This window comes from Pseudomonas sp. xss_2 (assembly GCF_043104195.1).
Lineage (GTDB): Bacteria > Pseudomonadota > Gammaproteobacteria > Pseudomonadales > Pseudomonadaceae > Aquipseudomonas > Aquipseudomonas urmiensis.
This window is the reverse complement of the sequence record NZ_JBICKL010000077.1, coordinates 323,403-336,420: the sequence shown is the minus strand read 5'-3', so window position 1 is coordinate 336,420 and position 13,018 is coordinate 323,403. Positions and strand designations below refer to the sequence as shown.

9 protein-coding genes and 1 pseudogene are annotated in these 13,018 nt (G+C 61.9%); 6 read left to right on the top strand and 4 right to left on the bottom strand.

The features are described 5' to 3' along the window. The first annotated feature begins 5 nt into the window (after positions 1 to 5). The 3 genes from ACF8K2_RS20190 to ACF8K2_RS20180 all read left to right on the top strand — a co-directional run bounded on the left by ACF8K2_RS20190 (position 6) and on the right by ACF8K2_RS20180 (position 4,619). A complete protein-coding gene (locus ACF8K2_RS20190) occupies positions 6 to 1,460 on the top strand; it encodes an ATP-binding protein (protein ID WP_186554311.1) in 1,455 nt (484 codons plus the stop codon). Between the two features lie 266 nt (positions 1,461 to 1,726). Then, entirely contained in the window at positions 1,727 to 3,220 is a 1,494-nt protein-coding gene (locus ACF8K2_RS20185) for a sensor histidine kinase (protein ID WP_186554312.1), read from the top strand. Further along, positions 3,189 to 4,619, top strand: a complete 1,431-nt coding sequence (locus ACF8K2_RS20180; protein WP_186554313.1) for a sigma-54 dependent transcriptional regulator — start codon at positions 3,189 to 3,191, stop codon at positions 4,617 to 4,619. The genes ACF8K2_RS20185 and ACF8K2_RS20180 overlap by 32 nt, the downstream gene beginning before the upstream one ends. Before the next feature lie 31 nt (positions 4,620 to 4,650). Here the strand turns inward: ACF8K2_RS20180 and ACF8K2_RS20175 are convergent, their stop codons facing one another. From ACF8K2_RS20175 to ACF8K2_RS20165, 3 genes are all read right to left on the bottom strand, one after another. After that, positions 4,651 to 4,944 carry a hypothetical protein gene (locus tag ACF8K2_RS20175; RefSeq protein WP_392467224.1) on the bottom strand — a complete coding sequence of 98 codons (294 nt, stop codon included), beginning with the start codon at positions 4,942 to 4,944 and terminating at the stop codon, positions 4,651 to 4,653. A gap of 131 nt (positions 4,945 to 5,075) precedes the next feature. Further along, on the bottom strand, positions 5,076 to 6,428 hold the full coding sequence (locus ACF8K2_RS20170; protein WP_186554314.1) for a GntP family permease: 1,353 nt from the start codon (positions 6,426 to 6,428) through the stop codon (positions 5,076 to 5,078). A 112-nt stretch (positions 6,429 to 6,540) separates the two neighbouring features. Then, entirely contained in the window at positions 6,541 to 7,080 is a 540-nt protein-coding gene (locus ACF8K2_RS20165; protein ID WP_186554315.1) for a gluconokinase, read from the bottom strand. Between the two features lie 209 nt (positions 7,081 to 7,289). Here ACF8K2_RS20165 and ACF8K2_RS20160 point away from each other — a divergent pair, with 209 nt between their 5' ends. The 3 genes and pseudogenes from ACF8K2_RS20160 (at position 7,290) to ACF8K2_RS20150 (ending at position 9,771) form a co-directional block, all read left to right on the top strand. Then, entirely contained in the window at positions 7,290 to 8,309 is a 1,020-nt protein-coding gene (locus ACF8K2_RS20160) for a LacI family DNA-binding transcriptional regulator (RefSeq protein WP_186554316.1), read from the top strand. Between the two features lie 85 nt (positions 8,310 to 8,394). Continuing rightward, a pseudogene (locus ACF8K2_RS20155) lies at positions 8,395 to 9,234 on the top strand (PAS domain-containing protein); the annotation flags it as partial. A gap of 42 nt (positions 9,235 to 9,276) precedes the next feature. Next, complete coding sequence (locus tag ACF8K2_RS20150; RefSeq protein ID WP_392467266.1) at positions 9,277 to 9,771, top strand: methyl-accepting chemotaxis protein; 495 nt, start codon at positions 9,277 to 9,279, stop codon at positions 9,769 to 9,771. Here the strand turns inward: ACF8K2_RS20150 and ACF8K2_RS20145 are convergent. Next, positions 9,746 to 13,012 (bottom strand): transporter substrate-binding domain-containing protein, encoded by a 3,267-nt coding sequence (locus ACF8K2_RS20145; protein ID WP_392467264.1) that lies wholly within the window; start codon positions 13,010 to 13,012, stop codon positions 9,746 to 9,748. The two genes, ACF8K2_RS20150 and ACF8K2_RS20145, sit on opposite strands and share 26 nt — an antisense overlap. Positions 13,013 to 13,018: the final 6 nt, after the last annotated feature.

Here is a 13,018-nt window from a genome sequence, read left to right as displayed (position 1 = left end):
CCGCCATGGACCTCGTCCCTCGTCCAGACACGCTTGAAGTGCCCGCAAGCGCTGATGGGGGCGCAAGCCGCAAGCCCTTCGACCTGTTGCGCTGGTATGCCTGGGTAAGCCTGGCGATCATCGTCTCGGTTGCAGCCGGACTTGGGCTGATCTCCAGCCGGTTCATCATTGATGAAAGCGTCGAGCGCGATGCGCTGCTCACCGCCCAGTTCATTACCTCCATCGCCGATGCCGAGGTACGCCATGTTGCGATCCCTAATGTGCGCAGCATGGGCGAATTACTCGATCCACGCACCGACCAGGACATGCCCGATGTCGACCCGGATGCGCGGCGCAAGGCCCGCGGCGAGTTTCTCGATCACATCGCCCACTTGCCAGATGTACTGTTGGCCAACATCTACGCACCCGATCGCACGGTGATCTGGTCGAGCAACCCGGCCTTGACCGGCAAGATCATCGAATCGGACGACGACCTGGAGCGCGCTTTCGAATACAAGATGCGCGTCTCAGCCAGCTACCACGACATTGACGATGCGCGCAGCGAGCAGAAGTTTGTCACCCCGCCACAGCAGCTGTTCATCGAAAACTACATACCGTTGTTCGATGCCGACGGTGAGCGGGTCACCGCCATGGTGGAAATCTACAAGGAGCCGCATGACCTGATCGTGCGCATCGAGCACGGGCTGTTGTTGATCTGGCTGGCCATCGCGGTGGGCGCTGGGCTGGTCTATGTCGGCTTGTACGGCATCATGCGCCGGGCCTCAAAGGTGATGGCGGTGCAGCAAAAGCGCCTGATCAGTAACGAGACCTACGTGGCGCTGGGCGAGATGTCCTCGGCGGTGGCCCACAGCCTGCGCAACCCATTGGCCAGCATTCGCTCCAGTGCTGAGCTGGCCCAGGTGTTCGACGAGGGGCCGGCGCAGAAGAACGTCAACGATATCATCAGCCAGGTCGACCGCATGTCGCAGTGGGTGCGGCAACTGCTGCAATCGTTGCGGCCACTGAATGATGACGCAGTCCCGGTGGATCTAACCCAGGCGCTGCAAGAGAGCCTGCAAACGTTCGCCGTGCCGCTGGTTCGGGCGGGGGTGAGCCTGGAGCTCAAGCCGTTGCCGGCGGTGCGGGTGCTCGGCCAGCCGGCCTTGCTGGGGCAGATCTTCAGCAGCCTGATCGCCAACGCGTTGGAGTCGATGGAGCAGGGCGGGCAGCTGCGCGTTGAGGTCGTACGGCGTGATCGGCGCAGCCTGACCTTGCGTATCTCCGATACAGGCAAAGGCATGAGCGAGCAGCAGCAGCGCCTGGCCTTCCAGCCATTTTTTACCACCAAGCAAGGCGGGCTGGGCGTGGGGCTGGTGTTGGTCAAACGGATCATGGAGCGCTTTGGCGGATCAGTCAGGCTGAGCAGTTACGAAGGCAAGGGCACCCGAGTGTCACTGAGTTTTCGAGTCATCCACGATTGAAGCAATGCCTTAGATTCTCTATATAAAGATATGATTTATAAGGATTAATTAATTTTGGGTGAAAAATACCCATTATTGGGGAATACGACTGATATTTAGCATTAGATATGCATCCTAAGTTACTGAAAATAAACATAATAATGAGTTATGAATTCTTGGCTGATTTCTTGCTGCATGAACGTACCGACCAGCGGCCGCTGCAACGCTAGCGGCAAAGTGATATCACCCTGCTACGCACGGTAGCAGTTCAAGGCGGGAATTACGCGATGCAGACGCTGGAAAACAATGCGCCAGACACGTCTTCGACGCCCTCCAGTGAGCTGGCTGTGCCGCCGCGCGAGTTCAATCTGCTGCGCTGGTTCTCGCTGATCAGCCTGTTGATCATCACCGCGGTGGCAGGCAGCCTGGGTTATGTCTCGACCCGCTTCGTGGTGCGAGACAGCGTTGAGCGCGATGCCATGCTCACCGCTCAGTTCATCCAGGCCATGGCCCAGGCGGAAGTGCGCCATTCGCAGCTACCACCGGGCACCACCATGGGCGAACTGCTTGACCCGCGCCTTGACGATCAGCACCTGCAGGTACCGGCGGCGCTGGCCAAGTCCACTCGTGAAGAGTTTCTCGATCACGTCGAGCACCTGCCTGACACCTTGCTGGCCAATGTCTATGCCCGCGACCGGACGATCGTATGGTCGACCAACCCGCAACTGATCGGCAAGCGCATCGAAGTCGACAGTGACCTGGACCACGCATTTCGCTCGCGCAAACCGGTCTCGGCCAGTTATCACAAGGCCGAAGAAGACCGCGAGGAGCAAAAATTCCAGCGTGAACCGCAATACCTGTTCATCGAGAACTACATCCCCTTGTTCGACAGCCAAGGTGAGCAGGTCTTGTCGATGGTGGAAATTTACAAGGAACCGGTAGATTTGATCCGCCGCATCCAGCGCGGCTACGTGCTGATCTGGGCCTCGACCCTGGTCGGTGGGGCGCTGATCTATTTCGGGCTGTTCTGGATCGTGCGCCGCGCCGCCGGCATGCTGCATCACCAGCAGGAACGCTTGGTCGCCAGCGAGACCTACGTGGCGCTGGGCGAGATGTCCTCGGCAGTGGCCCATAGCTTGCGCAACCCGCTGGCCAATATCCGCTCCAGTGCCGAGCTTGCCCAGGAAATTGCCAACGAGCCGGCACGCAAGAACATTGCCGACATCATCAGCCAGGTTGATCGCATGTCGCGCTGGGTGCGTGACCTGCTGGTATCACTGCGTCCAACCAGTGACGAAGCAGAGCCGGTCGACCTGGTTGCAGCCATCGAAGACACCCGCCTGGCCTTCGCCCAGCAGATCGAACGCAACGGCGTGCAGTTCAGCTACGAGGGCGCGGCGCAGTACTGGGTGGCCAGCCAGTCGTTGCAACTGACGCAAATTCTCAACAGCCTGTTCGCCAACGCCGTAGAAGCCATGCCCAAGGGTGGTCGGCTCAGCGCACAGCTGAGTGAGCTGGAAGGGCAGCAGGTGCAACTGCTGCTCAGCGACACCGGCAAGGGCATGAGCCAGCAGCAGGAGCGGATGGTGTTCAAGCCGTTCTTCACCACCAAGCAGGGCGGCCTCGGGGTGGGGTTGGTCCTGGTCAAGCGCATCATGGAACGATTTGGCGGCTCGGTCAGCCTGAGCAGTCGCGAAGAGGAAGGAACCCGGGTCTGCCTGATCTTCAATATTGCAGTGGGAGAGCACCATGGAGCACAGCATCCTGGTAGTCGAGGATGACGAAATCCTCGCCGACAACATCCGCACCTACCTGAACCTCAAGGGGTTCGAAGTGACGGTCTGCCACAGCGCCGAGCTGGCCCTGGAGCAGATCAGTCGTGCCCAGCCGGACGCGGTGCTCACCGACAACTCGTTGCCGGGCATGAGTGGCCACGACCTGCTGCGTAATCTGGTGGCGCAGGCGCCGGAGCTCAAAGTGATCATGATGACCGGCTACGGCAATGTCGAAGATGCCGTGCTGGCGATGAAAGAAGGCGCCTTTCATTATCTGACCAAGCCGGTGGTGCTGGCTGAGCTCAAGTTGATGCTGGAAAAGGCCCTGGCCACCGAGCGGATGGAGCGCACCTTGTCGTTCTATCAAGAGCGCGAGGCGCAAAAGTCTGGCCTGCAGGCGCTGATTGGCGAGTCGGCACCCATGCACAACCTCAAGCACACCCTGCGCCAGTTGCTCGATGCCGAACGGCGCATGGCCAGCGATGACCTGCCGCCGGTGTTGATCGAAGGCGAGACCGGAACCGGCAAAGAGCTGGTGGCGCGCGCCCTGCACTTTGATGGCATGCGCAGCAAGGGCCCGTTCATCGAGTTCAACTGTGCCTCGATCCCGGCCAACCTGCTTGAGGCCGAGCTGTTCGGCCATGAGAAAGGCGCCTTTACCGATGCCAAGGAGCGGCGGTTAGGCTTGGTCGAGGCCGCCGATGGCGGCACATTGTTCCTCGATGAGATCGGTGAGATGGACCTGGTGCTGCAAGCCAAGCTGCTCAAGCTGCTGGAAGACCGCAGCATCCGTCGGATTGGCGCGGTCAAGGAGCGCAAGGTCGACCTGCGGGTGATCAGTGCCACCAACTGCAACCTGGAGCAGATGGTCCAGCAGGGCAAGTTTCGACGCGACCTGTTCTTCCGCCTGCGCATCATTGCCCTCAAAGTGCCCAGGCTGTATGCGCGCGGCCAGGATATATTGCTGCTGGCGCGACACTTCCTGGCCCATCACGGGCGCCGCTATGGCAAGCCCAACCTGCGTTTCTCGGCCGAGGCCGAATCGCTGATGCTTGGCTACAGTTGGCCGGGCAATGTGCGCGAGCTGCGCAATATGCTTGAACAAACGGTACTGCTGGCGCCCAGCGAAGTGATTGCCGCGCATCAGTTGAACTTGTGCCTGACCTTGATCGACGAGCCACAGGCGCAGCCACAGCCCATGCTCAGCGCCTATGAAGCGCCACGGCATGAGGCCGACCCAGGTAGCAGTCTGCCGGAGATGGAGCGTGACCTGGTGTGCCGTACGCTCGACCGCACCGATTGGAACGTGACCAAGTCGGCGCGGCTGCTTGGGCTGTCACGCGACATGCTGCGCTACAAGATCGAAAAGCTTGGCCTGAGCCGTCCAGACAAGCGTCAGTGGTGATGCCAGCGGGGCGCCAAGCGCCCCTGATCAGTCAGGGCTTGCTGCTGCCGCCTTCGCCCTGGCGGCCGGTACCCTCTGAGCCGGTGTCACCCATTCCGGGCAGATCGCGGTTTTCATTGCGCTCGGCGGGCGGGCTGTCTGGATCGTTACCTTGGATCCGTGGATCGGTATCGCGAGGCACAGGTGTCTCGATGGGGTTCAAGGTGCTGTCGACGCCGGGCACAGGTGCCGGATTGTGAGGGTCGTCGGGGTGGGTCGTGCCGGTGCCAGCTGCCAGGGCCAAAGGGGAGGCGAGCAGGGCTGCGAGTAGCAGGGCGTGTTTCATGGGCAGGCTCCTTTGCATCGAGATAGTGGCTGCCTGGGCCAACGTCATCGCGGGGGCGTCGACGTTCGCCAGGCTTCTACCTCAGTTGGGCCATGCCCGATGGAGCGGGGTGCCATCACCCCGATCAACGGTCACACCACTTGGGCCAACAGCATGATGAAGATGATGCCCACCACCGAAAGGATGGTTTCCATCATGCTCCAGGTCTTGAAGGTCTCGGCAACGGTCATGTTGAAGTACTGCTTGACCAGCCAGAAGCCTGCATCGTTGACGTGAGAGAGGATCAGCGAGCCGGCGCCGGTGGCCAGTACCAGCAGTTCGCGGTTGACCCCGGGCACCAGGTCGACCACGGGTGCGACGATGCCGGCGCCGGTAATGGTCGCCACGGTTGCCGAACCGGTAGCGATGCGAATCACCGCCGCCACCAGCCAGGCCAGCATGATCGGCGAGATTTCTGCCTGCACGGCCATTTGCCCGATCACGTTGCCCACACCAGTATCCACCAGCATCTGCTTGAAACCGCCGCCAGCGCCGACGATGAGCACGATCGCTGCGGTCGGCGCCAGGCTCTGGTCGAGCATCTTCATGATTTGTTGGCGCGAGAAGCCGCGGGCCGAGCCGAAGGTGTAGAACGCCAGCAGCAGGGCAGCGAGCAGGGCGGTGATCGGGTGCCCGATCAGGTCCATCCACTGCCGCACGATGTGTTCGGCGGGCAGCACCACGTCAGCGAAGGTCTTGAGCAGCATCAGCACCACCGGCAGCAGCACGGTGATCAGGGTCACGCTGAAGCTGGGCAGGTTGCGCTGGTCGGACTCCTTGGCGATCTGGTCCATCAGCTCCTGGGACGGGTTGCCGGGGATGTAGCGGGAAATGAAGTTACCGAACAGGGGGCCGGCGATCACCGCCGTGGGCAGTGCCACCAGCAGGCCGTAGAAGATGGTCTTGCCGATGTCGGCGTGGAAGATGCCGATCGCCAGCAATGGCCCGGGATGCGGCGGCACCAGGCCGTGCACAACCGACAGGCCGGCCAGCAGCGGGATACCGATCTTCACCAGCGACACCCCGGAACGGCGGGCGACGATGAATACCAGCGGGATCAGCAGCACGAAGCCGATCTCGAAGAACAGCGGGATGCCCACCAGGAAGGCCGCGAACATCATCGCCCAGTGCACCTTCTGTTTGCCGAAGGCGCGGATCAGGGTCTGGGCGATCTGGTCGGCACCGCCAGAGTCAGCCATCAGCTTGCCGAGCATGGTGCCCAGCGCCAGGACGATGCCGACGAAGCCGAGCACACCGCCAAAGCCGTCCTGGAACGACTTCATGACCTTGGCCACCGGCATGCCTGAGGTCAGGCCGAGAAAGCCTGCGGCCAGGGTCAGGGCGACGAAGGGGTGAACCTTGAAATGGGTGATCAGCAGGATGAGCCCGATGATGGTCACCAGGGCATCGAGTAGCAGGAAGGTATCAGTAGCCAGTCCGAACATGGTTCATGAGCCTCGGTCTTGTCTTTGTTTTTAGGCGGAGCATTGGTGCAACTCTAGACGCCATCAAGCGTCGGGGTAGCGCTGTCTTTGGTGAGCCGGAAAAACCGCCCGCTCAGGCGGTCCGCGCCAATGTCCGCTCACCGCAGGGCTTTAGCCAGTCATTGACGGTTTCAGCCAAGGCGGCGACGGGACGGGTAGCGTCCAGCGGCAAGGTCAGGGGTTCGCCATGGGGCGGCTCAAGGGCGGCAAACTGGCTTTCGATCAGGCTGGCCGGCATGAAGTGGCCAGGTCTGGCGAGCACGCGCTTTTCGGCTTCGGCAGGGGTCAGCTCGAGGAACACGAAGCCCAGGTCCGGCACAGCGTGGCGCAGGGCATCGCGATAGCGGCGCTTGAGCGCAGAGCAGGTGAGGATTGGCCGTTCGCCGGATTTGAGCGTGGCCTGCAGCTCTTCTCCCAGGCGGATTAGCCAACCGGCACGGTCGTCATCGTCCAGGGGAATGCCGGCGCTCATCTTTTCGATATTGGCGGCCGGGTGGAAGGCATCGCCCTCAATCAGGCGGCCGCCGCTTCGCGTAGCAATAGCGGCGCCGATGCTGCTTTTACCGCAGCCGGCCACGCCCATTACCACAATCGCGGACAGGGGAGAGTTCATCAGTACCTCCTGCGGGGTAAGATAGCGCTGTCTCAGCTCTGGCAAGGAGTGATTGCGGGCGCCACCCTCCCGGGTGTTATTAGTCTTGTCTAACGCAGTATGGCCGTTGGACACAGGCTTGCTACCAAAGATTACATTGCCTGTGTCCTGGGACAGCGCTACCTTAGTGGCCGTTCCCTATCCTGGCAAGTAGTAAAATTACAACATTCATGTCCCGCACCGGCTCCCGTACTACAGGTCGCCCGACCCTGGCTGAAGTGGCCAGGCTTTCCGGCGTATCGCCCATTACCGCATCCCGTGCCTTGCGCGGCGTCAGTACCGTGGCCCCAGAACTGGTGGAAAAGGTCCTCAGCGCTGCCGCCAGCCTGGGCTATATCGCCAACCCGGCGGCCCGCGCGCTGGCCTCGGCGCGTAGCCACTCGGTGGTGGTGCTGATTCCGTCGCTGTCCAACCAGCTGTTCATCGATACCCTGGAAGCCATCCATGAGGTGATGCGTCCACGCGGTCTGGAAGTGCTGATCGGTAACTATCACTACGATATTGCCGAAGAAGAGAACCTGATTCGCAACTATCTGGCTTATCAACCCTGTGGGGTGCTGCTCACTGGCTTTGATCGCAGCGAAGCGGCAAGGCAGTTGCTGACCGCCAGCCGAGTGCCCTGCGTGCACATGATGGAGCTTGGTGGTGACGCCGGCGCGGTGTCGGTTGGTTTCTCGCAGCAACAGGCCGGGCGCGCTGCTGCGCGGCACCTGATCGAACGCGGCCGGCGGCGTCTGGCGTTCATCGCTGCGCAGCTCGATCCGCGGGTGCTGCAGCGTGCCGAAGGGTTTCGCCAAGCCTTGGCTGAAGCCGGCATGCAGGCGCCTGAGCTGGAAGTGCTGGCGCCGCAGCCGTCGTCGATTGGCCTAGGCGGGGAGCTGTTTAGCCGCTTGCTGGCCCAGGCGCCGGATGTCGACGGGATCTTCTTCTGTAACGACGACCTGGCCCAGGGTGCAGTCTTGCAGGCATTGCGCCAAGGCATCGAGGTGCCGCGGCAAGTGGCGATGGTCGGTTTCAACGACCTGCCGGCCTCAGCGCATATGGTCCCGCCCTTGACCTCGATTCGCACGCCGCGCGCTGCGGTCGGACGGGCGGCTGCGCAGGCACTGCTGGCCATGCTCGACGGCAAGCGCGTGGCCAGCGAGCAGCAGGATCTGGGCTTCGAGTTGGTGGTGCGCGAAAGCAGCTGATGCGCATGCTCTGCTTCGTTCGGGCTGCGTTGCAGCCCGTTCACGCGGCGCACGGTTAATCCTAAAGTGATAGCAGATTGCTTGCATGGCGTCGGCGCCGATCTATGCTCAGGGCATCCCGTGGATGAAGGAGCCCGGCGTCATGTTCGAATACCATCGCAAGTCCGACCTCGTCGAGATTCAGCGTTGCCGCCAGGCCTTGGCGGGTATGGAGGCGAAGTTGGCGGCGGTCAGCCGTTCCATGGCCATGATCGAGTTCGCCCCTGACGGCACCATCCTCGGCGCCAACGACAACTTCTGCAAAGCCATGGGCTATAGCGCTGAAGAGATCAGCGGTAAACATCACCGCCTGTTCTGCGACCCGACCTATGCCAAAACTGCCGAGTACCAGCAGCTGTGGCGTGAACTGGGCCAGGGCAAGGCGATCAGTGGCACCTTCGAGCGGGTCGACAAGGCTGGCCGCGAAGTGTGGCTGGAAGCCAGCTACATGCCGGTGCTCGATGAGCGCCAACAGGTTACCAGTGTGATCAAGGTGGCGTCCGATATCAGCCGGCGGGTGCAGGAGGAGCATGAAAGCGAAAGCCTGCTCAAGGCGATCGGTCGCTCGATGGCGGTCATCGAGTTCACCCCGCAAGGCCGGGTGATCAAGGCCAACCAGAACTTCCTCGACACCATGGGCTATCGGCTCGAAGAAGTCGTCGGTCGCCATCATGGCCTGTTCTGCCTGGCGCATGAGCGCGAGTCGGCTGAGTATCGGGAGTTCTGGGCCTCTCTGAACCGCGGCGAGTACCACTCCCATCGTTTTGAACGGGTCAACAAGCGCGGCGATACGGTGTACCTGGAGGCTTCGTACAATCCGATTTTCGACAGCAAGGGCCGGCTGTACAAGGTAGTCAAGTTCGCCAGTGATATCACGGCTCAGGTCAGCACCCAGCAGAGTGCCGCCGACGCCGCCCATGCCAGTTCCGTGCAGACCGACGCCTGCGCCCGCAAAGGCAGCGATGTGGTGCAGCAGACCGTGCAGGTGATCGAGCAGATTTCCCAGGAGTTGAGCGATGCCGCGCGCACTATCGATGCGGTGAGCAAGCAGTCGGAAGTGATTGGCCAGATTGTCCTGACCATCCGGGGTATCGCTGATCAGACCAACCTGTTAGCGCTCAACGCCGCGATCGAGGCGGCCCGTGCAGGCGAGCACGGTCGTGGCTTTGCCGTGGTCGCTGACGAGGTGCGCAGCCTGGCGGCGCGCACGAGCAAGGCTACCTTGGAGATCGTTGATGTGGTGCGCCAGAACCACGACCTGTCGCTGACTGCGGTGGCCAGCATGCAGTCGAGCCTGTCGCGCACTGGGCGCGGAGTAGCGTTGGCCAATGAGGCGGGTACGGTGATCCAGGAAATTCAACAGGGATCGCGGCATGTGGTCGATGCCATCAGCCAGATCAGCTCGACGTTGCAATTGCATTAAGGTTTTCGCGCAGCTCTCGTTGCAGCGTCTGCAGGCTGGCCTCCAGGCGCTGGAGCAGCTTCAAGGTGGATTCGTGGTGGCTGATGGCCTGTTCCACGGCCTCGCAATCGCGCACCACGCCCCTGACTTTAAGCATCTTTGCTCCGCCTTTGATCCGGTGCACCAAGGTCCGCACAGCGTCTTCGCGCGGCGCTGGGCCTAAGGCGCGTAAGCCTTGCAGGTCTTCGCTGGCGCTCTGTGCCAGCTGCTCTAACAGGCGTCTGATCAAGGTGGCGTCATCTTGGGTCAGGTGACGCAGTTCATCGAGGTTAAAGCCGCTGCTGCTTAACCCAGGCTCTACCTCGGGCGGTTGGACCAGCGGCAGGTGCGCCTTGATGGTTTGCAAACCGATAGGTTTGAACAGGCAGTCGTCCATGCCACTGGCCAGGCAGCGTTCACGTTCTTCGACCTGGGCATTGGCGGTGACGCCGAGGATCCGGCAAGGAGGGCGGTTAGTGAGTTTTTCCGCAGCGCGTATGCGCTGCGTCAGTTCATGGCCATCCATCACCGGCATGCTGCAGTCGGTGATCACCAGGTCAAACTGGCCTGTCTGCCAGAGGCCGAACGCCGCCTGGCCATGCTCGGCGAGCGTCACCTGATGGCCCAAAGTGGAGAGCTGCTTGTCCAGCAACAGCAGGTTGGCTGGGTAGTCGTCAACCACCAGAATGTTCAGCGGCCCGCCCTGCTCGATGGGTTCAGCTTCGGCTGGCTCGACCTCGGCAGGCGCCTGGGCGGTTGTCAGTTGCAGTGTCACCTCGACTTTGGTGCCCATGCCCTCGACGCTTTGCAGGGTCAACTTGCCGCCCATCAATTCGGCCAGGGTGCGGCTGATTACCAGGCCTAAGCCTGCGCCCTGGCGCGCACGTGGTCCGTCTACCTGGGCGAAGCTATTGAACAACTTGGCCTGGTCGGCGGGGCTGATGCCCACGCCGCTATCTTGCACACAGAGCGTGACCTGTACGGGCTGGTTGGCTTGCCCGGCAGCCGCCGACAGGCGCACCAGAATTTCACCGCGATCGGTGAACTTGATCGCGTTGCTCAGCAGGTTGGACAGCACTTGCTTGAGGCGCAATGGATCGGCCTGCAGCCAAAGCGCCTGCTCGGGCAGCTCGGTGCGCAGGTGCAGGCCCTTGATGCGGGCATTGCCATCGAACACCCGAACCGTTGCGCGGACCAGCTCGACCAGATCGGTCGGTGCCGGTTGCAAGGTCATGTGACCGGATTCGATGCGGGAAATATCGAGGATATCGCCGATCAGCTCGAGCAGGCCGACAGCCGAGTCATGCGCAGTCTGTAAGGTGTGGGGGTCGCTTTGGCCATTTTGGGCGTCCTCCAGTGCCAACTCCAGCAAGCCGATCACCGCATTCATTGGCGTGCGGATTTCGTGGCTCATGGTGGCCAGGAAGGTGCTTTTGGTCTGGCTGGCCTGTTCGGCGTCGTCCTTGGCCTGGCGCAGTTGTTCGAGCAGGCCGCGGCTCAGTGCCAACTGGGCCTGCAGTGCACCTTGAGCCTCGGTACGTTGATGGATCAATTTGCGCAGGTAGCTGTTCCAGAACACCACGCCTGCCAGCAGCAGCGCGGCAAGGATCAATACCTGCAAAGCCAGGGTGCGGTAATTGCGCCACGGGCTGTCACTGACCAGAGTACTGCTGCGCCAGCGGTTGACCAGTTGGTCCATCTCGTCGGGGGGAATGCTGAGCAAGGCTTTGTTGAGGATGCTTTGTAACTCGACCAGCTCGGGTGCGACGGCGAACGAAGCGCTCGCTGGATCGTCGCTTTGCAGGCCGGCAATTCGCAGCTTGCCTTTGAATACCTGGCCAATGTAATAACCGGCATTGATCAGGCTGCTCAAGGCCACATCGGCTTCACCATTGGCTACCGCTTCCATCAAGCCCAATGGGGTGTTCACCTCGACAAAGCGGGCATGGGCATACTGGGCCTGGAGCAAGGCGCGCTGGGGCGAACCGCGGATCAACGCGACCCGCTTGCCTTCCAGCGAGCGCGAACCTGCCGGCCACGCCATATCCGCGCGGGTCACCAAGACCCGCGGGCTGACCAGGTATGGGCGGGTGTAGCGTAGGCGGGCGGCTCGGTCGCCGCCGTAGCCCAAGGCGCCGATCATCTGCGCCTCACCTTGGGCGACCTGTTCGACCATCGCCTGCACCGAGTCGACTTCGACGCAATTGAACTGCAGGCCGGTGCGCAGGCTGATTTGCCGGAGCAGGTCCATGGTGATGCCGGTAGGGCGTTGCTGGCTGTCGTTGAAGGTCAGCGGGGCCAGGGAGGGATTGACCAGCACGCGCACCACCGGGTGGCGGGTAATCCACTCTTGTTCGGCGTTAGTCAGGGCCGCCACCCGGCGCTGCATCAGCAGGCTGGTATTGCCGCTGCTCCAGCGACGCAGAATATTCAGGCGTTCGCTGTCGGTGATTCTATCGAGCGCATTATCCACCAACCGGCGCAACTGGGTGTTTTCATTGGCCAAGGCGAAGGCAAAGAACTCAGCAGGCAGGGGCGAGAAGTGATCTACCCGAATCTGCCCTTGGTAGCTCTTGCCGATCAAGTAGTCGGTGCTGATGGCATCGCCCAGGTAGGCATCCACCTCGCCCAGCGCCACAGCCGAGAGGCCTGCCAGGGTCGAGCGATAGAGCGACAGCTGCGCCTGGGGATAGTGCGCGCGCACCATTTCGGTTGGCAGGTAGTGATCGACCATCGCCAGGCGCAGGCCGGCGAGCGCGTTGCTTTGATTGAGGGTGTGCCCTTGGCGGCTGACGATCACCGGCAAGTCATCGGCATACGGCTGGCTCAGGCTCAGTTGGGCCTCGACCGCTTCGAAGGCATTGGAGCTGCCCAAAAGATCGATGCGCCCTTCATGCAGGGCGGCGATCGCCTCGTCGCGGCTGGGAAAGCGCCGTACCTCGACGGGAATGCCCAGCTGTTCGGCTATAAGTCCCGCGTAATCGGCGCTCAAGCCCTCATAGTCAGCCTGATCAATGTTGATTTCAAAAGGCGGATAGTCAGGGCGAGAGCTGCCCAGCACCAACACCTTGCGCTGATCGAGCCAGTCACGATCTTGCTGATCCAGCACCAGCGGCGGGGCCGCGCTTGCCGAGCGGGCCAGTAGCTGGCGGACTTCGCCTTCGGCATGGGCCAGCGTGGCGAGGCTGATCGCCAGCATCATTGCCAGTAGAGCGCCCCTGATCATGTG